Source organism: Lentzea sp. NPDC055074 (assembly GCF_053608005.1).
The window spans coordinates 118,898-140,922 of record NZ_JBSGUQ010000006.1; the positions used below are offsets into that span (position 1 = coordinate 118,898).

The 22,025-nt window shown below is 69.2% G+C and carries 25 protein-coding genes and 1 tRNA gene; 15 read left to right on the top strand and 11 right to left on the bottom strand.

The genetic code is table 11. The features are described from left to right. Positions 1 to 44: 44 nt before the first annotated feature. Positions 45 to 2,309: an ATP-binding protein gene (locus tag ACWF7A_RS16335; RefSeq protein ID WP_452251258.1), complete on the top strand. Its 2,265-nt coding sequence runs from the start codon at positions 45 to 47 to the stop codon at positions 2,307 to 2,309. On the opposite strand, the gene ACWF7A_RS16340 is transcribed toward ACWF7A_RS16335, so the two are convergent. The 3 genes from ACWF7A_RS16340 to ACWF7A_RS16350 are packed head-to-tail and all read right to left on the bottom strand — an operon-like array spanning position 2,239 to position 4,666. Beyond that, the gene (locus ACWF7A_RS16340; RefSeq protein WP_452251259.1) at positions 2,239 to 2,787 is read right to left on the bottom strand and encodes a chloramphenicol phosphotransferase CPT family protein; all 549 of its coding nucleotides are present in this window, start codon (positions 2,785 to 2,787) and stop codon (positions 2,239 to 2,241) included. The genes ACWF7A_RS16335 and ACWF7A_RS16340 overlap by 71 nt on opposite strands. Then, positions 2,784 to 3,212 (bottom strand): GNAT family N-acetyltransferase, encoded by a 429-nt coding sequence (locus tag ACWF7A_RS16345; RefSeq protein ID WP_452251260.1) that lies wholly within the window; start codon positions 3,210 to 3,212, stop codon positions 2,784 to 2,786. Before ACWF7A_RS16345 ends, ACWF7A_RS16340 begins: the two co-directional genes overlap by 4 nt. Beyond that, positions 3,209 to 4,666: a S10 family peptidase gene (locus ACWF7A_RS16350; protein WP_452251261.1), complete on the bottom strand. Its 1,458-nt coding sequence runs from the start codon at positions 4,664 to 4,666 to the stop codon at positions 3,209 to 3,211. The genes ACWF7A_RS16345 and ACWF7A_RS16350 overlap by 4 nt, the downstream gene beginning before the upstream one ends. 30 nt (positions 4,667 to 4,696) lie before the next feature. Here ACWF7A_RS16350 and ACWF7A_RS16355 point away from each other — a divergent pair, with 30 nt between their 5' ends. The 12 genes from ACWF7A_RS16355 to ACWF7A_RS16410 all read left to right on the top strand — a co-directional run bounded on the left by ACWF7A_RS16355 (position 4,697) and on the right by ACWF7A_RS16410 (position 14,010). Beyond that, the gene (locus ACWF7A_RS16355) at positions 4,697 to 5,314 is read left to right on the top strand and encodes a uracil-DNA glycosylase (protein WP_452251542.1); all 618 of its coding nucleotides are present in this window, start codon (positions 4,697 to 4,699) and stop codon (positions 5,312 to 5,314) included. Between the two features lie 10 nt (positions 5,315 to 5,324). Next, positions 5,325 to 5,819 carry an SMI1/KNR4 family protein gene (locus ACWF7A_RS16360; protein WP_452251262.1) on the top strand — a complete coding sequence of 165 codons (495 nt, stop codon included), beginning with the start codon at positions 5,325 to 5,327 and terminating at the stop codon, positions 5,817 to 5,819. Between the two features lie 20 nt (positions 5,820 to 5,839). After that, the gene (locus ACWF7A_RS16365; protein WP_452251263.1) at positions 5,840 to 6,436 is read left to right on the top strand and encodes a DUF4129 domain-containing protein; all 597 of its coding nucleotides are present in this window, start codon (positions 5,840 to 5,842) and stop codon (positions 6,434 to 6,436) included. Continuing rightward, on the top strand, positions 6,433 to 6,783 hold the full coding sequence (locus ACWF7A_RS16370; RefSeq protein ID WP_452251264.1) for a hypothetical protein: 351 nt from the start codon (positions 6,433 to 6,435) through the stop codon (positions 6,781 to 6,783). The genes ACWF7A_RS16365 and ACWF7A_RS16370 overlap by 4 nt, the downstream gene beginning before the upstream one ends. Beyond that, positions 6,780 to 7,721: an AAA family ATPase gene (locus ACWF7A_RS16375; RefSeq protein ID WP_452251265.1), complete on the top strand. Its 942-nt coding sequence runs from the start codon at positions 6,780 to 6,782 to the stop codon at positions 7,719 to 7,721. The genes ACWF7A_RS16370 and ACWF7A_RS16375 overlap by 4 nt, the downstream gene beginning before the upstream one ends. Then, the gene (locus ACWF7A_RS16380; RefSeq protein WP_452251266.1) at positions 7,718 to 8,947 is read left to right on the top strand and encodes a DUF58 domain-containing protein; all 1,230 of its coding nucleotides are present in this window, start codon (positions 7,718 to 7,720) and stop codon (positions 8,945 to 8,947) included. The genes ACWF7A_RS16375 and ACWF7A_RS16380 overlap by 4 nt, the downstream gene beginning before the upstream one ends. Next, positions 8,947 to 9,402 (top strand): hypothetical protein, encoded by a 456-nt coding sequence (locus ACWF7A_RS16385; protein WP_452251267.1) that lies wholly within the window; start codon positions 8,947 to 8,949, stop codon positions 9,400 to 9,402. The genes ACWF7A_RS16380 and ACWF7A_RS16385 overlap by 1 nt, the downstream gene beginning before the upstream one ends. Before the next feature lie 142 nt (positions 9,403 to 9,544). Then, entirely contained in the window at positions 9,545 to 10,870 is a 1,326-nt protein-coding gene (locus tag ACWF7A_RS16390) for an NAD(P)/FAD-dependent oxidoreductase (protein WP_452251268.1), read from the top strand. A gap of 233 nt (positions 10,871 to 11,103) precedes the next feature. Then, positions 11,104 to 11,226 (top strand): hypothetical protein, encoded by a 123-nt coding sequence (locus tag ACWF7A_RS16395; RefSeq protein WP_256238980.1) that lies wholly within the window; start codon positions 11,104 to 11,106, stop codon positions 11,224 to 11,226. Continuing rightward, the gene (locus tag ACWF7A_RS16400) at positions 11,223 to 12,326 is read left to right on the top strand and encodes an ATP-grasp domain-containing protein (protein ID WP_452251269.1); all 1,104 of its coding nucleotides are present in this window, start codon (positions 11,223 to 11,225) and stop codon (positions 12,324 to 12,326) included. The genes ACWF7A_RS16395 and ACWF7A_RS16400 overlap by 4 nt, the downstream gene beginning before the upstream one ends. Before the next feature lie 118 nt (positions 12,327 to 12,444). Further along, positions 12,445 to 12,521: transfer RNA gene (locus tag ACWF7A_RS16405), tRNA-Leu, on the top strand. A 640-nt stretch (positions 12,522 to 13,161) separates the two neighbouring features. Continuing rightward, entirely contained in the window at positions 13,162 to 14,010 is an 849-nt protein-coding gene (locus ACWF7A_RS16410; RefSeq protein ID WP_452251270.1) for a hypothetical protein, read from the top strand. A gap of 45 nt (positions 14,011 to 14,055) precedes the next feature. Here the strand turns inward: ACWF7A_RS16410 and ACWF7A_RS16415 are convergent, their stop codons facing one another. Both ACWF7A_RS16415 and ACWF7A_RS16420 read right to left on the bottom strand, forming a co-directional pair. After that, positions 14,056 to 14,739 (bottom strand): SDR family NAD(P)-dependent oxidoreductase, encoded by a 684-nt coding sequence (locus tag ACWF7A_RS16415; protein ID WP_452251271.1) that lies wholly within the window; start codon positions 14,737 to 14,739, stop codon positions 14,056 to 14,058. After that, complete coding sequence (locus tag ACWF7A_RS16420; RefSeq protein ID WP_452251272.1) at positions 14,736 to 15,476, bottom strand: inositol monophosphatase family protein; 741 nt, start codon at positions 15,474 to 15,476, stop codon at positions 14,736 to 14,738. The genes ACWF7A_RS16415 and ACWF7A_RS16420 overlap by 4 nt, the downstream gene beginning before the upstream one ends. 117 nt (positions 15,477 to 15,593) lie before the next feature. Here ACWF7A_RS16420 and ACWF7A_RS16425 point away from each other — a divergent pair, with 117 nt between their 5' ends. Then, the gene (locus tag ACWF7A_RS16425) at positions 15,594 to 16,439 is read left to right on the top strand and encodes an SGNH/GDSL hydrolase family protein (protein ID WP_452251273.1); all 846 of its coding nucleotides are present in this window, start codon (positions 15,594 to 15,596) and stop codon (positions 16,437 to 16,439) included. Here ACWF7A_RS16425 and ACWF7A_RS16430 read toward each other — a convergent pair. From ACWF7A_RS16430 to pqqA, 6 genes are all read right to left on the bottom strand, one after another. Further along, positions 16,393 to 17,541, bottom strand: coding sequence for a PucR family transcriptional regulator (locus tag ACWF7A_RS16430; RefSeq protein ID WP_452251274.1), 1,149 nt, complete (start codon positions 17,539 to 17,541; stop codon positions 16,393 to 16,395). The genes ACWF7A_RS16425 and ACWF7A_RS16430 overlap by 47 nt on opposite strands. A 14-nt stretch (positions 17,542 to 17,555) precedes the next feature. Next, positions 17,556 to 18,434, bottom strand: coding sequence for a pyrroloquinoline quinone biosynthesis protein PqqB (gene pqqB, locus ACWF7A_RS16435; RefSeq protein WP_452251275.1), 879 nt, complete (start codon positions 18,432 to 18,434; stop codon positions 17,556 to 17,558). After that, positions 18,431 to 19,510 carry a pyrroloquinoline quinone biosynthesis protein PqqE gene (pqqE, locus tag ACWF7A_RS16440; protein ID WP_452251276.1) on the bottom strand — a complete coding sequence of 360 codons (1,080 nt, stop codon included), beginning with the start codon at positions 19,508 to 19,510 and terminating at the stop codon, positions 18,431 to 18,433. The genes pqqB and pqqE overlap by 4 nt, the downstream gene beginning before the upstream one ends. Further along, a complete protein-coding gene (gene pqqD, locus ACWF7A_RS16445; RefSeq protein ID WP_452251277.1) occupies positions 19,503 to 19,781 on the bottom strand; it encodes a pyrroloquinoline quinone biosynthesis peptide chaperone PqqD in 279 nt (92 codons plus the stop codon). The genes pqqE and pqqD overlap by 8 nt, the downstream gene beginning before the upstream one ends. Further along, positions 19,778 to 20,473, bottom strand: coding sequence for a pyrroloquinoline-quinone synthase PqqC (gene pqqC, locus ACWF7A_RS16450; protein WP_452251278.1), 696 nt, complete (start codon positions 20,471 to 20,473; stop codon positions 19,778 to 19,780). Before pqqC ends, pqqD begins: the two co-directional genes overlap by 4 nt. 78 nt (positions 20,474 to 20,551) lie before the next feature. Continuing rightward, positions 20,552 to 20,674 carry a pyrroloquinoline quinone precursor peptide PqqA gene (gene pqqA / locus ACWF7A_RS16455; protein ID WP_063758378.1) on the bottom strand — a complete coding sequence of 41 codons (123 nt, stop codon included), beginning with the start codon at positions 20,672 to 20,674 and terminating at the stop codon, positions 20,552 to 20,554. Between the two features lie 287 nt (positions 20,675 to 20,961). On the opposite strand from pqqA, the gene ACWF7A_RS16460 reads away from it, so the two are divergent. Further along, on the top strand, positions 20,962 to 21,996 hold the full coding sequence (locus tag ACWF7A_RS16460; protein WP_452251279.1) for a PQQ-dependent sugar dehydrogenase: 1,035 nt from the start codon (positions 20,962 to 20,964) through the stop codon (positions 21,994 to 21,996). The last annotated feature ends 29 nt before the right edge of the window (positions 21,997 to 22,025 follow it).

A 22,025-nucleotide genomic window follows, 5' to 3' on the forward strand; every position in this document is an offset into this window, starting at 1 on the left:
CGGCCCCTCTTTCGTTTGGGACCGCAGGTGGCGAAACTGGCGTCATGGACGAGGTGCACAACGAAGTCTCCGGGCCCATGAACGGTTCGGTGATCCAAGCGGGCACCGTGCACTTCGGCGCCCCGTCCAGACCGGCGGCGGTCGCGGGCCTGCCCGCACAACCCGTGTTCGTCGGCAGGCAGCACGAGCTCGACCAGTTGGTCGACGCTCTGCGTCCCCGCGAAGACCCGGCACCGGTGCTCGTGTGCGCACTGGGCGGCCTGCCCGGGGTGGGCAAGACGGCGCTCGCGATCCGGACCGCGAGGCTCGCCGAGGGCTCGGGCTGGTTTCCCGGCGGCGTCGTGATGATCGACCTGTACGGCTACGACGGTCCGGAGAAGAGAGTGCCACCCGTGGCGGCACTGGCGAGTCTTCTCGGGGCGCTGGGTGTGCCGGCGGAACACGTTCCGGACGGTCTCGACGACCGCATGCGGTTGTGGCGGACGCTTCTCGCGAAACGCGAACAGCCGATGCTCGTCATCGCGGACAACGCGTCCTCCTCCGAGCAGGTGAGACCCCTTCTCCCCGGTACCGGGACCCATCGCGTGCTCATCACGAGCCGCGACCGGCTCGCTGATCTCGACGGTGTCCGGGTGCTGAGCATCGACGCTCTCGAGAAGGCGGAAGCGGTGCGCATGCTCGCGGAAACCGTGGCGGCCGGAGATCCCGGCGAGGACCGCGTCGGTCACGAGCAGGCCGCGGCCGAGCGGATCGTGTCCCTCTGCGGAGGGTTGCCGCTGGCCATCAGGGTGGTGGCCGCCCTGCTCGTCGCGGACCCGGACCGTTCGCTCACCGAGCTGGCCGAGGAGCTCGCCGACGACCGCGAACGACTGAGAGTCCTCGACTACGACGGCAACCTCGCCGTGCGCACGGCTTTCGACCTCTCGTACGGCAAGCTCGATGCCGAGCACGCGCGGCTCTTCGGGCTGATCGGCCTGCATCCCGGCCCGACTCCCACGATGGAGGTGATGGCCGCGCTGGCCGATCGCAGCGTGGCTCAGACGCGAACACTGGTCCGCGGGCTGGCACGAGCGCATCTCGTGCTCCCCGCTGCGGTTCGCGGGTGCTGGCGGATGCACGACCTGATCCGCAACTACGCCGCCGAGAAAGGCGAACAGGAGCCGGATCGGCTACCAGCGTTGCGTCGCATGATCGCCCACTACACGGAGACATGCGTGCGACTGGGTACCTGGATCGAGAGAGGAACCGGTGAGTCCTCGCCCCACTTCTCCTCCCTGATAGAGGCGCTGAGGTGGGCCAGCCGAGAACTCGACAACCTCATCGCCTCCGTCAGGCTGGCGGCCGAGGTCGGAGAACTGGCCACGCTCGTCAGACTGGTGATCAGCCTGGACGTCTACTTCACCATCTTGCGGCCTGGGTCTGAGCTCGCCGTCCTGAACGAGCTGGCTCTCAAGGCCGCCCGCGACATCGGCGACAGGAGGATGGAAGGCCGGGTCCTGAAGGAGATCGGCCTCTTTCACCGGCGTCAGGGGCGCTTGGACGAGGCATTCGTGAGTCTCGAGGAGTCCTTGGTGGTCCTGCGTGAGGTCGGAGCGCGTGAGGAAGAAGCTCGGGCGCTCACCAATCTCGGCAACGTGCTCCACCAACTGGGGCGTCACGAGGAATCGATCACCGTCGTCCAGCGGGCACTGCGGGAGGCCAGGGAACTGGATCTGCCTGACGTGCAAGGAAGTGCGCTGCACAACCTGGGGGTCGCACACAGGCTCTCGGGGAGGCCGCAGGAGGCGCTCGCCTTTCATCTCGAGGATCTGCAGATCTGCCGTGAGGTGACCGGGAACTACATCGGAGTCGGGCGTGTGCTGGATGTCCTCGGCCTGACTTATCAGGCTCTCGAGGACTTCTCGGCGGCCGCCGACCACCACGAACAGTGCATCGAGATGTTCCGTGCGCTGGGAGGTGGCGTGGACCTGGGCCGGGGATTGCGGAACCTCGGATGCACGCTTCGGCGGTTGGGGAGACTGCCCGAGGCGATCACCCGGCTGGAAGAGGCTGTCGGGGTGTTCGAGGACGTCCAGCACCTCGCGGAACTCGCGACGACGTTGCAGGAACTCGGTACGACTCAGCTCGCCGCGGGAAACGAGGTCGAGGCCGCCCGGTGCTGGGAAGAGGCGCTCGACGCTCTGGCAAGAGTTTCTGGCACAGGTCGTGCCGCTCAGGCCGAGTCGATCCGGGACGCGCTCAGTGCTCTGCCTTCAGCCGCAGAACGTCGAACGCGCGCTGAGCGGGAGCCCGGCCCACGAACTCCTTGATGGCCCGGGCGCACTCGCGCGGGCTGCTCGAGCCGGTGTCGACCTCGAAGTCGTAGAGCCCGTGCCGGTGGACGCTCAGCAGCTGCGCGGCAGCCGCACCGGGCGTCCGGTCACCCCGGGCCCGTTCACGCCGCTCCAGCTCGTCTGGAGGGCAATGAACGCCCACGAACACGACGTCCAGCCCGTCCAGGACGGTGAGGCAGTCCTGCAGGCGCCACGGCTCGCTCAGCACGTGGTCGACCACGACGTCGTTGCCCGCCCGCGCCATGCCCGCCACCGCCCGGTGGAAGCCTGCCCTCGTGCGCCGCAGGAGCTCCTGCTGGGCGGGGCCGTCGAGCCCCAGCGTCCGTTCGACGGCGCGCATCGCCCCGAAGGCGTCGACGCTCAGGTGGAAGTACGGGGTGTCCAGCTCCCGCAGCAGTTCCGCGGCGATGCTCGACTTGCCGGAGCTGGACGTCCCGTTGAGAAAGATGATCACGGCCGGGCGAGTTCGGTGAGCGTGACGCCGGGAGCGACCTCCCGCGTGCCGGTCTCGACGAACCCGCGCCCGCGGTACAGCCTCAGCGCGGGCTCGTTCCCGGTGCCCGTGCTGACGACCTGCGGTCCCGCCGGCAGGGCGTCGAGCAACCGGGTCGCGATGCCGCGGCGATGGGCCCGCGGGTGCACGACCAGCCGGTGGATGTCCACAGTGGATCCGTCGAGCCGGTAGGACACCGCGCCCACGAGACCTTCCTCGTCGTGGAGCCCGAGGAAGGTCTCGCCGCAGGCGCGCAGTTCGTCCGGGGACTCGTGCAGTGGCGGGATGCCGTCGAAGCCGATGATCTCGGCCTCGACGGCGTACGCCAGCCGTTGCACCGTCCAGAGCTCGCGCAGGACGGCGTCGTCCGACAGGTCGAGGATCACGTGCCGGAGGAGTTCCGCACGAACGCCGCCAGGTCCTCGGACTGCTGCACGCGCGAAGGCTCGTGGACGTACATCATGTGGCCGGCCGGGTAGTAGGCCGACTCGATGTTCGCCGTGAGCTCCTTCGGGATCTGCAGGTGCGCGATGAGGTGCTCGGCCGCGAAGTACGGCGTGGCGCCGTCGAACCAGCCGAACGCGACGTGGACCTTCAGGTGCGGGTTCGCCCTCATCGCCGCCGAGAGCTTGCCCGCCGTCGTGACGTGGCGGCCCTCGAACTCCTTGTACGACCAGTTCTCGATGACCCGCGAGAGGACCTCGTACGGCAGGTCGCTCGAGTAGCCGAGCTCGGCGTGCAGGTAGTGGTTGAGCACCGCGGAGTACGGGCCGAGGATCGCGTCGATGGACGGGTCCGCGGAGATGCCCTCGCGGCCGTAGTCGGTGTCCCAGCCGGTGAAGCGGGCGTCGATGCGGCCGACGGTCTTCCGGTCGCGGCGCAGCAGCTCCGTGAAGAACCGGATGTGCTCGATGCGCAGGTCGACGGCGTCCACGTACTCCTCGGACAGGCCGGTGAGCCGCGCGAGCTTCTCGATCGCCGCGGCGCGCTCGACGTCGGTGAGCCGGTTGCCGCGCGCGAGGGCGTAGGGGTAGTCGCGGACCGCGAACTCCTCGGCCTCGGCGAGCACCTCCTTCAACGGACGGTCGCCGTGCAGGCCGTGGTAGTTCGCGATGGCCGCGTACGTCGGCAGGAAGAGCGTGTAGGCCAGGTCGTGGCCCTCGTTGAACTCGAGCGTCGCGAAGTCCAGCACCGACGAGATCAGCATGAGCCCGTTGAGGTACATGCCGTACTTCTTCTGCAGGTGCTCGGCGAGACCGGCCGCGCGGAGCGTGCCGTACGACTCGCCGCAGAGGAACTTCGGCGACATCCAGCGGCCGTTGCGCGAGGTCCAGAGCCGGATGATCTCGGCGATGGACTCGATGTCGGGCTGGTAGCCGTGGTAGTTGCCGGGCTTCTCGCCCTGCGCGGCCCGGGAGTAGCCGGTCGACACCGGGTCGATGAACACGAGGTCGCTCTCGGCGAGCAGGCTCTCCTCGTTGTCCGCGATCCCGTACGGCGGGGCGGTGAGGTTGCCGACGTCGCCGCTGAGCACCCTGCGGGGCCCGAGGAGCCCCATGTGCAGCCACACGCTCGCGGACCCCGGCCCACCGTTGAACGCGAACGTCACGGGCCGCTTCAGCGGGTCCGCGCCGTCGAGGGTGTACGTGGTCACGAACACCTCGGCCTTGGGCTTGTGGCCCTCGAACACGCCGTCCTTGAGCACTTCTTCCTTGAGCACGATCCGCCCGGTGGTGGCGGTGTAGTTCAGCTCGCGGCCCTTGACGGTGATGCTGTGCTGGGTGGTGACCAGATCATCAGCGGGAGACTCGGGCTTCTCTTCGGTCTTCTCCTCGGACATGGGAGCAACACTACGGAACTCGACGATCGGATAACGGCCTGCCGAGCGTGCCCGCGCCTGGTCGCGTGGCGCGAGCTGGTGGCGGTCGAGAAGCGCGCGGCGTTCCGCGACGAGACCTACTGGGGCAGACCGGTCCCGGGCTTCGGCCCGCTCGACGCGTCGCTGCTCGTCGTGGGCCTCGCCCCCGCCGCGCACGGGGCCAACCGGACCGGCCGGATGTTCACCGGCGACCCGTCCGGGGACTTCCTCTTCAGGGCGTTGTACGAGGTGGGGTTGGCCTCGCAGCCCACGTCGGTGTCCCGTGACGACGGCCTGGAGCTGTACGGCGTGCGGATGGCCTCACCGGTGCGGTGCGCGCCGCCGGACAACAGGCCGACGCCCGCGGAACGGGACCGGTGCTCGGGGTTCCTGCGCGAGGAGATCTCGCTGATGCCGAACCTGAGGTCGGTGATGGTGCTCGGCGGGTTCGGGTGGAAGGCGTTCCTGCCGCTGCTCGGGCCGGAGCGGCCCAAGTTCGGGCACGGGGTGGAGGTCGAGATGGGCGGGCTGCGGGTGTTCGGGTGCTACCACGTTTCGCCGCACAACACGTACACCGGGAGGCTGACCCAGGAGATGCTTCAGGACGTGCTGAAACGCGCCTCTGCCTAGGATGCGCGGCGTGGAGTTCTGGACCGACGGCACCTACGGCGTGCAGGCACCGCTCACCGACGACGCCGTCCGCGAGGCCGAGGAGCTGCTCGGCGTGCGCCTGCCGGACGCCCTGCTGGAGCTGCTGCGCGTCCAGAACGGCGGCACGGTGGTCGACGAGCGGTCGGCGTTCCCGACGGCCGAGCGGACGTCCTGGGCGTCCGACCACGTGCCGTTCGACAGCCTGATGGGCATCGGCAGGGCGGGACGCTCGCTGTCGCTGCTGGACACGCCCTACCTGGTGCAGGAGTGGGGTCTGCCCTCCCCGGTCGTCCTGCTGACCGGCGACGGCCACACCTGGATCGCCCTGGACTACCGGGCAGGCGGTGAGCCGTCGGTCGTCTGGCTCGACGCCGACGACGAGTCGGAGCTGGAGCTGGCCCCCGACCTGCGGACGTTCCTCGACGGGCTGGTGCCCGCCGAGAGCTTCGAGCAACCGACCAAAGGATCATCCGAAAGGCGCTGACGCGTGTAAGGCTGCTCGCCATGAAGTGGTGGCGCGCAGGCGTGGCGGTGGCGGCGTTGCTGCTCGTCGTCGTCGCGGCCCGCGGGACGTCGCCGGTCACGTTCGTCAACCGCCTCGACGACCGCCCGCCGCCGCAGGACTCCTCGGCGCAGGCGGACGTGCCGTTCCCGACCGAGCTGCCGGGCGTGTTCGCCGTGCCGCTCACCGTCTACCTGGTGGTGCTCGCCGGGCTGGTCCTGTTCGGACTCATCGGCATCGTCCTCGCGTTCGAGCTGCCCCGCTGGCGCCGTCGCGGTGTGCGCGGGGTGGAGATCGAGGAGGGCGAGGAGGGGGAGTCGTCGGTCGTGCGGCGGGTCGAGAAGGCGTTGCAGGAGTTCACCGAGCACCCGAACCGGCCGCCGCGCGACGCCGTGATCGCCGCGTGGCTCGCGCTCGAGGCCGCCGAGGAACGCCTGCCCCACCAGACGCCCACCGAGTTCACCGAGAAGCTCGGAGTGGACGCCGTGGTGCTGAAGGACCTCTACCGGCGTGCGCGGTACGGGCACGAGGACGTGACCGCGGCGCAGGCGGAACAGGCGCAGCGGGAGCTGAGCCGCATCGTCCGGGAGCTCGCGTGAGAACCGTGCTGGCACTGGTGATCGGAGTGGTCGTCGGCGTCGTGATCTGGTGGCTCGGGGCCTCACCCGCGTGGGCCGCGGCGCTGGCCGTGCCGCCCACCGCGTTCGGCGTGCTCGTCACGAGGCTGCCGCGGGCCACCGACGTCGTCTGGAGCTCGTCACCGCCGCCGCCCGGGTCGATCAGCAGCGCGCTCGCCGGCACGCTCGCGAGCAGGCTGGACGAGGCGGCGAAGGACCCGAGGCGCTACCAGGAACGGTTCCGCGCCCGGCTCGCACGACTGGGGGTCGAGGCGTCCGAGATGCCCGATCCGAAGGAACTCGCGGAAAGGCTCAGGAGGGTCGAGTGACCATCGCACACGAGGCCGAGGCGGTCCTCGACGAGATCGGCAAGGTCGTCGTCGGCCGCACGCGGACGGTCCGGCTCGCGCTCGCGGCCGTGCTGGCGGGCGGGCACGTGCTGCTGGAGGACGTGCCGGGCCTGGGCAAGACGCTGATCGCGCGGTCGCTCGCGCAGGCGCTGTCACTGGACTTCCGCCGCCTGCAGTGCACGCCGGACCTGCTGCCCGCGGACGTCACCGGGTCGTTCCTCTACGACCCCGGCAGCCGTGAGTTCGAGTTCCACCAGGGGCCCGTGTTCACCGGGCTGCTGCTCGCGGACGAGATCAACCGTACGCCGCCGAAGACGCAGTCCGCCTTGCTGGAGGCCATGCAGGAACGGCAGGTCACGGTCGAGGGACGCACGTTCCCGCTGCCCAGGCCGTTCCACGTGCTGGCCACCTCGAACCCCGTCGAGTACGAGGGCACCTACCCGTTGCCCGAGGCGCAGCTCGACCGGTTCCTGGTGCGGCTCGACATCGGCTACCCGCCCGCGGAGGAGGAGGTCGAGGTCCTGCGCCGGCGGCTCGCGCGGCAGCGGGAGGAGGCCGAGGTGGCACCGGTGCTGGCGGCCGGTCGTCTGGCCGAGCTGCAGGGCGAGCTGGAGAAGTCCACAGTGGACGACGATCTGCTGCGGTACTGCGTCGATCTGGCCGTCGCCACGCGCAACCACCCGTCTGTCGAGGTCGGCGCTTCACCCCGTGGCGCGCAGGGGCTCGTGCTCGTCGCACGGGCGCTGGCCACTTTGGACGATCGCGCGTACGTGACACCCGAGGACGTCAAGGAGTGCGCTGTCGCCGTGCTGGCGCACCGGCTCGTGATGAAGCCCGAGACGTGGACGTCCGGCGTGAACGGCGTGCAGGTCGTCACCGAGCTGCTCGGCAAGGTCCCGGGCCCGCCCAGCTCATGAGCAGAGCGGACAAGATCAGGGAGGCCTTCGCCCAGGCGCACGGCGCGCACTGGCACCCGACGGACGCGTACTCGCGGGCCGTCTGGCTGGGCGTCGGCCTCGTCGTCGGCGGGATGTTCCTGCACCAGGTCGAGCTGGTGCTGTTCGGCGTGCCGCTGATCCTGTCCGTGCTGCTCACCGACAAACCGCGGGGCACGCCGAAGGTCAGCGTCCGTCCCGTGCCGCGCGGGGCGGGCATGGGGGTCGTGCACACCGTCGCGCACGTCGACGGCGCGGACGCCGAGATCGCCGTGGTCAAGCTGCCCGGTGGCGTCCGGGCGGTGCCGGCGCACTCGCCCGACCTGCCGGTGGAGATCCGGCGTGACGCGTGGGGGCCGGGTGTCGACCTGCGGCTGGACCACCTGTTCGCGGGCCCGGACGGCATGCACGTCTACGGGCCGATCGTCGGCGTGGAGCACGTCCGCACGATCCTGCCGCCGGTTGAGCACCACCCGTCCGGACCGCTGCCGCCCCGGCCCGCCGGGCTCGTCGGCATCCACCGCTCGCCGCGTCCCGGTGACTCGACCGAGCTGCGCGACATCAGGGCGTTCCAGCCGGGCGACAGGCTCAAGCGCATCGACTGGCGCGTCACGACCCGCACCGGCACCCTGCACGTCCGCGAACGGCACGCCGAGGCCGACGCGGAGATCGTGCTGGCCCTGGACACGCGGGCCGACGTCGGTGCGGACGTGGCGGACTGGGCGTCTCCCCACCACGGAGCGACGACGCGGCCCGGCGGCAGCCTGGACCGGGCGGTGCGGCGCGCGGCGTCGATGGCCGCCGGGTACCTGCGGCAGGGCGACCGGGTGGCGTTGATGGACCTGTCGCGCCCGCAGCTCAACGTCCGTTCCGGCGTCGGGCGGCGGCACCTGCTGCGGATCCGCACGCAGCTCGTCGTGTGCGTGCAGGCCGCCGGGTGGTCGTCGCGGGTGGCGTTGCGCAAGCTGCCGCACGGGAGCGTGGTGGTGCTGCTGTCGCCGTTCCTCGACGACGACGTCGCTGAGCTGGCCGTGAAGACGCGCAAGCACGGGCACGTCGTGCTGGCGATCAACACGCTGCCGGTGCCGTTGAGGCCCGATCCGGAGACGGAGTGGGGCGAGGTCGCGGCCGAGATGATCGCCGCGGAGCACCGGCTTCGGTTGCGGCGCATGGCCGAGCACGGGGTGGCGGTGACGCGCGAGTGCTGATGAGGCTGGCGATCGTGCTCGCGGCGGTGCCCGTGGCGCTGATCCTGCACCTGGAGTCCACGTCGATCGTGCCGTTGCTGGTCGTCGTGGCCCTGACGGCGCTGACCGTGCTGATGCCGGGGAGCGCGGGCCCGGCGTTGCTGATCGGCTACGCGGCGCTCGCGATGGCGTTCGGCGAGGGGCACCCGTTGAGGCTCGGAGTGCTGATCATGATTCCGGCGCTGCACCTCATTCACGTGACGTCCGCGCTCGCGGCGGTCGTTCCGGTGAAAACGAGAATCGAGGCCGCTGCGCTGAAAGCACCAGCGCGCCGGTTCGCCATTGTCCAAGTGATCACATTTGTCGTCACGGCCTTCGCGGCGTTCGTCCCATCGGGTGCGCGCATAGGGCTCGTGGAGGTGCTGGGACTGGGGGCTCTGACGGTCGTGATCGGGGTCGTCGCACTGAGGATCTGAATCGAGACTCTCAGGGAGAATGCCTCGGGTTCTGGTGGAGGCGCAGGTCAGCCCCGATCGTGTCCGGCATCACCCGGCGACGGTAGTCACAACAGCCCCTCCGGACGCGCGAAAAAGGGGGTCCTGGTGCGACCATGTGTGTATGGCTGCTGTGAAGTCGCACCCCACTCGGATTGTCATCGTCGGTGGTGGATACGTCGGGATGTACACGGCTCTCGGACTGCAGAAGAAACTGCGTTCCGGTGAGGCGTCCGTGACGGTAATCGACCCGCAGCCGCACATGACCTACCAGCCCTTCCTGCCTGAGGCGGCGGCCGGCTCGATCGAGCCGCGCCACGTCGTCGCTCCACTGCGCAAGGTGCTCAAGCGCTGCCACGTCGTCACCGGCCGCGTCACCAAGATCGAGCACGCGCGCAAGATCGTGACCGCCGAGCTGTCGGACGGTCACGTCGAGGAGATCGAGTACGACGTGCTCGTCTCCGCGCTGGGTGCGATCTCACGCACGCTTCCGATCCCCGGCCTGGCCGAGGTCGGCATCGGCATGAAGACGATCGGCGAGGCGATCTACGTCCGCAACCACGTGCTGTCGCGCCTGGACCAGGCCGCGAGCACGAACAACGCGGACCTTCGCAAGAAGCTGCTCAGCTTCGTCGTCATCGGTGGTGGCTTCGCGGGCATCGAGACGCTCGCCGAGCTCGAGGACATGACGCGGTATGCGCTCAAGTACTACGAGGGCATCAAGCCCGAGGAGATGAACTGGGTCCTGGTCGAGGCCGCCGGCCGGATCATGCCCGAGGTCTCCGCCAAGCTCGGCGCGTGGACGGTCGAGGCGCTCGAGAAGCGCGGCATGAAGATCTACCTCGACACCCGCGTGAAGTCGCTCGAGGGTGGCCACGTCATCCTCGACGACGGCACCGAGTTCGACTCCGACACGATCATCTGGACCGCCGGCATGAAGGCGAACCCGGTGCTGCGCAACACGGACCTCCCGCTCGACGAGCGCGGCCGCGTCCGGTGCACCGCCGCCATGCAGGTCCAGGGCCTCGACGGCGTGTGGGCCGCCGGTGACTGCTCCGCGGTGCCGGACCTCTCGCGCACCGAGGAGGACCCGACGGCGACGTGCGTGCCGAACGCGCAGCACGCCATCCGTCAGTCGAAGCTGCTGTCGAAGAACATCGTCGCGTCGCTGCGCGGCCAGAAGCCGAAGGACTACTTCCACAAGTACCTCGGCTCGGTCGCGGGCCTCGGCCTCTACAAGGGCGTCGCGGACGTGTTCGGCCTCCGCTTCAAGGGCGTGCCCGCCTGGTTCATGCACCGCAGCTACCACGTGGCGTTCATGCCGACCGTGAACCGCAAGCTGCGCGTGCTGATGGACTGGACGCAGGCGCTGTTCTACGGCCGCGAGATCGTGGCCCTGGGACAGATCAACGACCCGAAGTCGGACTTCGACCGCGCGGTGCAGTCCTGACGACCTCAGGATCGCTGCTTCCGCGAGTGTTACTGGTTTAACGCTCTGTAGTGACGGAATGCCCCGGACGAGCTCCTCGTTCGGGGCATCTCGTTGCTCTCGAGGCGGAACTTGAGCGCCCAATCGGAGTAAGCTCCGGACGTCGTCTTGACATTGCGTTACGTGTTTCGGAGACTACGGCTGGTGCATCACCTGAATGCGTGATTCGCCATGTGGGGAGAGAGGTGAACCCGATGTCTCTCGAGGAGCTGGCCGCACAGCTTCGTCGCGGCGAGATCGAGGACCCCGCGTTGGCGCAGTACGCCGCAGAGTACGCGCAGGCGGGGCAAGTTTTCCGCAGCAAGAAGGACGATTGAGCAGGTCGGCTGACGGGCGGGTGCCAGGTGCCCCGTCCGAGGCTGCCAGACCTCTTCTGCTCCAGGGCCAGGAATACCTCTTCCGTTCGCCGCCCAAGTGTCTCGACTTCCAGGAGCAGGTCCACCGCCTCGGCATGGTCGAGGAGGGCGACGGCAACCCGCAACCCTGCGTACTCGTGCTGGCCCGCGCCGCCGACATGGAGATGAACGAACTCTCCATCGCCCTGGCGGAACGCGGCATCCGCATGGCCCGCATCGACGCGGACCGCTGCGTGGACCTCCCGCTCTCGGTCTACACGGACCAGCCCCTGATCGAACTGGACCGCTGGCTCCTGCGCCCCCTGCTGGTCTGGCGCCGCCACTTCGAACTCTCCGCGGTCCCGGTGGAACCAGGCACCCTCGCCGGCGCCTACGCAGTCGACCAATGGGCCTCAGTGGCCAACTGGCTGTCCTCGAGGGTCGACTGGGCTCACGTGAACCCGTCCCGCTTCTCGACGCACCTGGACCGTCTGACGCAGCTTTCCGACGCCGCCGCCTTCGGCCTGCGCGTACCGCGCACGGCAGTAACGACCCGTCCGGGCCGCACGCGCCCAGGCGGCGGCGCCTGCATCGTCAAGACCGCGGGCCGCCACCTCCTCGAGCCGCGCCCCGGCGTACAACACGGCCTGTTCCCGCGCCCCCTGGAAACCTCCCGCGCCTCAGACGCTCCGGAACCAGCCCCGGTGATCGTCCAGGAGTACGTCCCCTCGGACACGGAGCTGCGCGTGTTCGTGGTCGGCGAGCAGTGCATCGCCTACCAGGTCGACAAACTGGACCCGGCCCAGCTCTGGGTGGACCCGGACGCGGTCCGCGTCACGCCGACCTCGGTCCCCGCGTCCCTCTCGGACAAGCTGCTCGCCCTGGCCCGCCACTGGCGAGTGCAGGTGGCGGCGTTCGACCTGCTCGTGACCGGCGGTGACCACGTGTTCCTGGAGATCAACGTCAACTGCGACTGGCGCTGGTTCGAGCACAGGGCAGACGACACGAGCGTCTCCACGGCCGTGCACGACTGGGTGGCGCTGCGCTTCAAGGAGCTGCTCGGAGCGGGGAGGGCACGCTGATGTTCGGGACCGTTCGACGCTTACCCGGATGCTCGCTCTAGTCCAATTCGCTGGGCCGCTCGGGCGAGAAACGACCATCCGCTCACACAAGCCGACGATCAAGGCCTAGGCTCACCGCGCCCCCGTAGCCCAATCGGTAGAGGCAGGTCCCTTAAAAGGATCACAGTACGGGTTCGAATCCCGTCGGGGGCACCAACTAGATCCGCATAAGGATCAGGTGCCTGATCAGGCGTTTCACCCCTCACGGCCACCGCTTCGGCGATCCGTTCGGCGGTATCCGCTACCTCCGAAAGATGCGCGGAGGGGAGCCGGAGAGTAATCAGAAGTTGATCATGGTCATCGTTCAGGCGGACGCCGAGCTGGGTGACCTTGAACAGGTGTCGTAGCAGCAGGTCAGGAGCCTCTGCGAGGTTCGCGACCAGGTCGAAGAGTGCGTCTGGGGCGCGATGTCCACGTTCTGCGGCCAATCGCTACGGTCGTGGCGGCGGATGTGGTCTTCGTCACGGCCAGCTCCAGTGTCGCGTCGCTCACGCCCTCGGTGGCATGGCTGGTTGAGATCGGGCGACGAAGTTGTTCCACGAACTGCCGGTCCTCACATCCGAAGAACGATCTTCGTCTTTATGGGTGAAGTTCGACCGTACTGACTTTGGTCGGCGGTGGTTCCGATATAGAGGACGTGTTCGATGTCGGCCCACATTGTGATGCCTGCTGGGGGATGTAGTTGAGAAGGAGTTCGGGGACGCCGGGGGCCGCGGAACGCCGGCGCTCGATCAGTGAACTGCCGTCCTCGGCGCAGGCTTTGATACTTTCTCCTCCCATTTTTGCTCTGCTCTGCATGATCAGGTTGGTCGTGGTCTGCAACTACGACACGACCACCGCTATCGCTCTGATCTCGTCCAAGGGTCTGGTCGGCACCTTGGTGGGCGGACTGGCGTCAATGCTTCCGGTGTACCTGCCGGCAGCCGTTGTTGTTCTGCTCGTCTTCCGGCAGTGGACGCTGGCTTCGTTCGTCTTGCTGGCGACCTTGCTTCTGGCTCCGCTGGACAAGCCGGTTCTCGACGCCGCGTCCAGCCTTCGCGACAGCGTGACCAGGGTTTTCGGAACACTGACGGGCCAAGGGCACTACATGGTGTGGCATCGGCACTACTACTGGTACGTCCTGTGTGCGGTCCTGTGTGTCTTGATCGCGTGGACGATACCTCCGGACAGGCTGGCGAAGCGGGTTCTCACAGAGCGGTCCGCGAATTCAGGGTCTGAGTCAGAAGAGGAAAGGAAGAAGGCGGAGGATTCGATCTGGCGTCAGAATCACAGATCAAAGGACATCAGCGCCGCTTACGGTTTGTTGGTCGCCCTCGTCACGACGAGTGTGATGCTTGCCTTGGTGAAGATGTACTCCGTGCCACTGGAGCCCTCGATGGCGTCTCGGGCCCTGCGGCAGCTCTGGCTGCCCGCTGAGGAGATATCGTTGCGCTCGGGCAAGGTGGAAGTGGGATACGTGCTGTCCACGGCAGACAAGTGGTTTGCGGTCTTGAACGAGAAGGACAGGCGTGTGGTCTACATCCTGGCCGACGACATCGTGGGGCGTCGAACGTGTTCACTGGATGATTTCGCCAAGCCTGAAGTTCGGCGGGCCATTCAGGTAGCGCAGGGAAATGTCGTCAAGCTGCACAGGTGCTCCACTTAGCAGACCCTCCCCGACGTGCTTTGGAAGACGGCAGACGCGACACGATCACCAGGTCGGGCGGGCCGTCACGCCTCCGTCGACCACGAGGTCGTGCCCGGTGATCCACCGAGCCAGATCCGAAGCCAGGAACACGCACGCGTCCCCTACGTCCTCCGGCGTGCCCAAGCGGCCCAACGGCGCCGCCGCCTCCCACCGCGCCACCCCCTCGGGCCACTGCGACTCGATGCCGGCACGGGTGATCAGCCCGGGCGACACGGTGTTCACGCGGATCCCGCGCGGCCCGTACTCCAACGCCGCCGCACGCGCGTGCATGATCAGCGCGGCCTTCGACGCGGCGTAGTGCGCGTGGCCCGGCGCGGGGTGAGTGCCCTCGATCGACGCGATGTGCGTGACCGAACCACCGGCCGGCAGATACTCCACGGCTGCCTGGGTCACGGCGAACGGGGCGGTCAGGTTGATGTCCACAACGGACTGCCACTGCGAGACGGTCATGCCGGGCAACGGTTCCACGGGCTGCACTCCGGCGTTGTTCACCACCGCGTCCAGCCGGCCGTGGCGGGAGAAGGCATCCAGAACCACGCGGGAGGCCGACGTGCGCAGGTCGCCGTCCGACAGGCCCCGGTGACGCACGACGGACGCGCCCGCGGCCGCGAAGCGGTCGGCGATGCCGGCGCCGACACCGCCAGAGGCCCCGGTCACCAGGACGACCTTGCCGTTGAGATCGATCACGAGACGATGCCCTCCACCCGCGTAGCCAGCCAGTCGACGATCTCACCCCGGCCGGCGACGAACGCGTTCGCGGCCACCGAGCGGAACTCCCCGCCCGCCTCCCGCACGAGCACCTCGCCCGCCGCCGTATCCCAGGGGAACACGCCGATGTTCGCCGCCGCGTCCGCACGGCCCGCGGCCACCCAGGCCAGCGACAGGGCCGTCGAGTAGATGCGCCGGACGTCGGCCCGCGCCAGCAGGTCTCCGAGCAGCTCCATCTCGCCGGAGTACGGGCTGCCGGGCAGCGGGATGTCGGTCAGCACCAACGGCCGTGGGCTCACGCCCGGCGCGACGACCAGTCCCGAAGACCGGACGTCGAACGGCACGCCCGAGGCGGCCGTGAACAGCTCGTCGCGGAACGGGTCGAGCACGCACCCCGCGACCAGCACGCCGTCCACGGCCGCGGCGACGGAGATGCACGACAGCGGCAGCCCTCGCACGAAGTTGCGGGTGCCGTCGATCGGGTCGACGTACCAGGTGACGGAGGCGGAGGAACTCCCCAGCTCCTCGCCGACCACGGCCGAGCCGGGAGCGCCGGCCGTCAGAGCGGTCCGCAGGAACTTCTCGACCTCGACATCGGCGTTGCTGACCTGGTCGAAGGCGCCCTTCGAGACCACGTCGACCTCGACGGAGCGCAGCAACGAGGCGGCGTCCACGCAGGACGACGCCGCCAGCGAGAGGAGATCGCGAGGAGTCACGCCGCCCATTGTGATCGGTCACAAACACGACCGGATGACTCTGGGCAACGTCCTACCCGCGGCGGTGACGTGAGCCACCACGATGAGCTGACCTGACAACGACGTTGGAGGATCGGGATGCGAATCGTGGCCGGGTTGGCTGTCGTGGCGATGTTGGTCGCCGGAACAAGCACCGCGCAGGCGGACACGCTCGACTACGTGGCATTGGGGGACTCGGCGGCGGCAGGGCCGCTGATTCCGAACCAGGACCCGGCGCTGTGGTGCCTGCGGAGCAGCGACAACAACTACCCGCGGATCGCCGCGAAGATCCTCGGCGCCACCCTCACCGATGTCACGTGTTCGGGGGCCAAGACCGAGGACTTCTCGCAGCGGCAGTTCGGGTTCGTGAAGCCCCAGTACGACGCGCTGAAGCCCACGACGGACCTCGTGTCGATCACCATCGGCGGCAACGACGTGGGGCTCGTGCAGACGGCGTTGGGCTGCATCAACCTGCTGCCCGAGCCGATCGGGCTGTCTTGCAAGGACCGGCTGACGGCGGGCGGGGACCAGGTCGCGGCGGCCATCGAGAAGTGGGCCCCGGAGTTCGGGCGGGCGCTCGACGAGGTGAAGCGGCGGGCGCCGAAGGCGAAGATCCTCGTCACCGGCTACGGCACCTACATCCGGCCCGGCGGCTGCTACCCGGTGCAGCCCATCTGGGCCCGCGACGCCGACTACCTGCAGGGGTCGGTGAACCTGCTCAGCGCCACGGCGAAGCAGGAGGCGGAGAAGCGCGGGGCGACGTACGTGGACCTCGCGGCCGTCAGTGTCGGGCACGACACGTGCGCCCGGCCGTCCGAGCGGTACCTGGAAGGGCTGATCCCGACGACGATCGCGGCGCCGCTGCACCCCAACGCCGCGGGCATGCAGGCTTTCGGGGCTACGGTCGCGCGCGCCGCGCGGCAAGCGCAGCCGTCAAAAGCGTGACGTGCTCGATCCGCGTCGGGTCGAGGCCGGTCAGCTCCGCGACGCGGCGCAGCCGGTAGTCCACGGTGTTCGGGTGCACGTGCAGCTCTGAGGCGGCCGGTCGGCGCGAGCCGCGCCGCAGGTAGACCTCGAGCGTCTGCACCAGTTCGTCGGTCAGCGGCGCGACGATCTCCGCCAGCGGTGCGAGTGCGGCGCTCGGGCGGGAGAGCTGGTACTCCAGCAGCACGTCGTCCAGCCGGTAGAGGCCTGGTCCCGATCGGCGGGCGACCAGGAGCACCTCGCGTGCCAGCACGGCGGCGGCCGCGACCCCGGTGGGAGGGGCCGCGACCGCCGCCACGGTCGGCGAGACACCGGACGCCCTCGTCACGTCCGCCACGATCCGGTCCAGCGGCAGGTCCTCACCGGGCAGCAACGCGAGGCCGCCGTCGGGTGTGAGCGACGAGAGCACGGGCTCCCGGCTGTGTCGTTCCAGCTCGGTCCGCAGCCGGCGGAGCTTGCGGCGGGACGCGACCGCCGCGTCGACGCCGGGCAGCAGCTCGTCGGGGTGCGGCGGCACGTCCAGGGCCAGCACCACGAAAGGTCCTTGCGCCTCAACGGTTCCGGCGAGCAGGCCCGTCAGCAACGTGGCACGGGCGGAGCGTTCGTCGTCGAACATCGTCTGGCGTTCGTCGAGGTACCCGGCACTCACCACGGGCGTCACGAGCTGCAGGTACCGCAGCGCCAACGCGTTCAACGCCAGGACGTCGGCGACCTCCTCCGGTCGCGCCTCGGGCACCAGCGTCTCCCACACGACCTGGATGCCCACGTGGTACGCCGTGAGCACCACGTCGATCGGCACGCCCTCCTCGGCGCGCCGCGCGGCGGACTCGCGCAGGAACGCCAGCTCCTCGGCCGACGGCAACGAGCCGGAGGCCAGCACCGCGGCGAACGCGCGCAGGGCGTGCTCGGTGACGCGGTAGATGTCGCCGGCCAGTTCCTCCGCGGGCAGCTGGGAGTACGCGGGCACGCGCTCCACCAGTGCCGCGATCACCTGCCGCACGAACGACGGCATCTCCGCGACGAGTCGCGCTGCCAGCGGCCGTCCGCCGATCACGTAGGACATCCGCCGATTCTGACCTAAAGCTCGATCACCGTGCCGTCCAGAGGAACCTCGACCCCGGCCTCGCGCAGCTTCTCCGACTCCGGCGACGACGGGTCGAGCACCGGGTTGGTGTTGTTGAGGTGCGTGTAGAGCCGGCGCACGGACGGGAACCGGCGCAGCTCGGGCAGTGACGCGGTGATCGGCAGGTGGCCCATGGCGGCCTGCCCGGACGTGCTGCCGGTCGCCGAGCCCATCTCCGAGGCCGCGTAGAACGTGCCGTCCAGCAGCAGGCAGTCCGCCCCGGCCACCACCTCGTCGAACCCGTCAGGCCACGAGGCCAGGCAGGGCGCGTAGACCAGCACACCACCCGTGACGGGGTCGGCGAACCGGTACGCGACCACCCAGTGGCCATCCACAGTGGACGAGCGGGCGTACTTCGGGCGCTTGCCGCTGATCGGGATCGCGGTGACCCGCAGCCCGCCCAGGTCGAAGGGCTGGTCGTCGACCTGCCGCCACGCCACCGGCGCGTACCCGTCGATGACCGTCCGCAGGTCGAACTGGTCCTTCAACGCGTGCAGGACCGCGCCCGGCGCCCACACCGTCAGGCCCGCACCGCCGCGCAACGTCAGCAGCCCCAGCGTGTGGTCCAGCTCGGCGTCGGTGAACAGGGCACCGCGCACCGGCGTCTCGCGCGCGCCGGGGCCGGGGTTCAGCGACGAACACGCCGCGATCTGCGTCCGGATGTCCGGCGAGGCGTTGACGAGCCACCAGCCGGTGCCGTCACCGCTGATCGCCAGGCAGTCCTGCAACCGCGAAGGCAACGAGCCGGAACGAGCGCGCACGCACAGCGCACAGGCGCAGTTCCACTGCGGGAACCCGCCACCCGCCGTCGTGCCGAGCAGAACCGCCTTCACCGCATCTTCCTCATCGCCATCGCGGGCACCTCGGCCGGCGCCATCTCGGTCTCCAGGATCAGGTCCACAGTGGACCGTGAGGGCGACAGTGAACACACCGGGTCGGTCGCCGCGGCGTCGCCCGTCAGCTGGAACGCCTGGCAGCGGCACCCGCCGAAGTCGATCTCCTTGCGCGGACAGGACCGGCAGGGGTCCTGCATCCACTCGAAGCCGCGGAAGGCGTTGAACGACGGCGAGTCGTGCCAGATCGAGTGCAGCGACGAGTCCCGCACGTTCTCGATCTCCAGCGAGCTGATCACGGTGGCGGCGGGGCAGGGGAGCACGTCCCCGTTCGGCGCCACGGTCAGCTGCCGCGCTCCCCACCCGTACATGCAGGGCTTCGGGTGCGCCTCGTGGTAGTCCGCGATGACGTAGACGATCTCCATCCGGCCGCGCAGGCGTTCCTGCGCCGCGGCCACGATCGGGTCGGCGACGGCGAGCTGGTCCCGGGTCGGCAGCAGCACCGCGCGGTTGCGCAGCGCCCAGCCGTAGTACTGGGTGTTGGCGAGCTCCAGGCGCTCGGCGCCCATCTGCTCCGCCATCGCGATGATGCCCGCGATGTTGTCGAGGTTCTGGCGGTGCAGCACCGTGTTCACGGTCAGCGGCAGGCCCTCGTCGAGGACGAACGCGGCCGCCTCCACCTTGCGGTCGAACGCCTTGATGCCCGCGATCCGGTCGTTCCCGGCACGGGTCGCGTCCTGCAACGAGAGCTGTACGTGGTCGACGCCCAGGGAAGCCAGCGTGTGCAACCGGTCGCGCGAAAGGCCGACACCCGAGGTGACCAGGTTGACGTAGCAGCCGAGGCTGTTCGCGTGCTCCACCAGCTCGGGCAGGTCCGGCCGCAGCAACGGTTCCCCGCCGGACAGGTGGATCTGCAGGCAGCCCAGCGACCGGGCCTGGTCGAACACGCGCCGCCAGTCCTCGGTCGACAGCTCGGCGTCACGGCGGACCAGCTCCAGCGGGTTCGAGCAGTAGCCGCACTGCAACGGGCACCGGTGCGTCAGTTCGGCCAGCAGGCCGAAGGGAGCCTCAGCCATCGACGTCCACCACCCTTCGTTCGACCATGCGGGCCACCAGTTCGGCCACGTCGGACGGCTCGACGCCGTCGTAGGAGTCGGCCAGCACCACGGCGATGTCGCCGACGGACCGGACGCCGTCGCACAGCGCCACGACGGATGCCGCGGTCTCGTTCAGCACCAGCACGCCCTCGGGGAACAGCACCACGTGGGCGGCACGGATCTGGTCGTAGGTGCACTTCACGCCGCGCCGGATCCGCGGCACGGCGTCCAGCGCGACGACGGTCGTCACGGCTTGCCCTTGCCCGAGTAGTAGTCGACGGCGTCCAGCACGGCCCGCAGCACGTCGCACTTGAACGACAGCGCGTCGACGGCGGCGAGCTGCTGCTCACGCGTCAGGGAATGGGAGACCACGATGTCCACAGTGGCCTGTCCTTCACCGGAGACCGCTTCGATCCGGTTCGTGAAGTACGCGAAGCCCTCCTCGGCGATCCACGGGTACTGCTCCCGCAACGCCGTCAAACGCTTGCGCATCAACGCACCCGAGAACATCTCGGTGAGCCCGGAGGCGATCGCCTCGACCCACGGCTTGGTGCGCGCGAAGTTCACGTAGGCGTCGACGGCGAACCGCGTGCCGGGCAGCACGTGCCGTTCGTCGAGCACCTCCTCCCGCGTCAGCCCCACGGCCTCCGCGAGCCGGATCCAGTTCTCCGCACCACCTTCACCCGGCTGGGTGCCGTCGTGCCAGACGATCCGCTCGCGCCACTGGCGGCGGATCTCCGGCGACGGGCAGTTGGAGAGGATCGCGGCGTCCTTCTGCGCGATGCAGCGCTGGTAGTACCAGCGGTTCGCGGCCCACGCCTGCAGCTCGTGCTTGCTCAGCTGTCCGGCGTGCATGCGCAGGTGGAACGGGTGGGTGTCCCAGTACCGGGGCGCGAGGGCGCGAAGCTCGGCGACGAACTCCGCGGGGGCAACGGCAGTCATGGGCGAGAACTCCTCCGGAACGCGCGCGGGGCCGAGGTTCCCGGCAGCCTGCCAGGAACCCCGGCGCGATGCCTGACGTCAGCTGCGAGCCGCGTAGGCGGTGACCTCCATCGGCGTCTCGAAGTCGCGGAAGTCGGGCTTGACCCACTCGCGCCTGACCTCGGGAAGCTTGGTCTCGGTCGTGGTGACGGCAACGTTCATGCGCAACTCCTCGGGTGTCGGGCCTGCCTGCCCGAAGGGGCTGGCAAGCGCTTTCCGTGGGGTGCGGCGGCGACCCACACGGTATGGCTTCCAGGCCGTCAAGGTCTAGACCGTCCACGAAGTTGTCGAAAGTCATCGGACGGTTGGTGTCTCGTTTCGCCCAGGTGAAACCCGGGAATACCGGGACATCCGACCACTGTTGCGGGGTGCTGCGATCTGTGATTGCGTGAGCACACCCTGCAACTCCGCCGCCGCAGACAACCACGAGCGGACCCGAAGGAGAGCACATGCGTGCTCGTCGTATCGCAGCCGCGGCAGCCTGCACCGCCATGGCCGCGTCCCTCTGCGTCATGCCGGCCTCGGCGCAGGACGACCCCTCCGTCCTCGCCGAACGGACACTCGCCACGAAGCTCGACATCCCCTGGGACATCGAGTTCCTGCCGGACGGCAGCGGCATCTTCACCGAGCGGGACACCAGGAAGATCAAGAAGATCAGCGGCACCACGGTGACCGAGCTGGACACGGTGGAACAGGCCCAGACGACCGGCGGTGAGGGCGGTCTGCTCGGCCTCGCCGTGTCGAAGAGCTTCGCGACCGACAACTCGGTCTTCATCTACTACTCGACGGCGAGCGACAACCGCGTCGCCAAGCTGCAGCTCGGCGGCACCCCGCAGCCGATCGTCACCGGGATCCCCAAGAACCGCTACCACAACGGCGGCGGCCTCGAGTGGGGTCCGGACGGCTTCCTGTGGGCCACCACGGGCGACGGCCAGAACACCGCGACCGCGCAGAACTGGAACTCGTTGGGCGGCAAGGTCCTCCGCTTCGACGCCGCGGGCAGGCCCGCTGCCGGCAACCCTCGCGCCGGCAGCGTCGTCTACTCGATCGGCCACCGCAACGTCCAGGGCATCACGTGGATCGGCAACACCGCCTACGCCACGGAGTTCGGCAACAACACGACCGACGAGGTCAACCGCATCGAGGCCGGCAAGAACTACGGCTGGCCGACGTGCGAGGGCAACTGCTCTGTCGCGGGCATGACCAACCCGGTCAAGACGTGGTCCACGAGCCAGGCCGGACCGACCGGCATCGCCTTCTACAAGAACGCCCTGTACGTCGGCGCGGTCACCGGCAAGCGCGTCTGGAAGATCCCGGTCAACGGCACCACGCTCGGCACCCCGCAGGCGGTGTTCACGGGCTACGGCCGCGTGCGCGCGGTGACGCCGGCGCCGGACGGCACGCTGTGGCTGGGCACGTCCAACCAGGACGCGAACGGCTCACCCGGCGCGAACGACGACCGGATCATCTCCACCGACGGCTAACAGTCACACCACTTGGTCGCGAGACACCA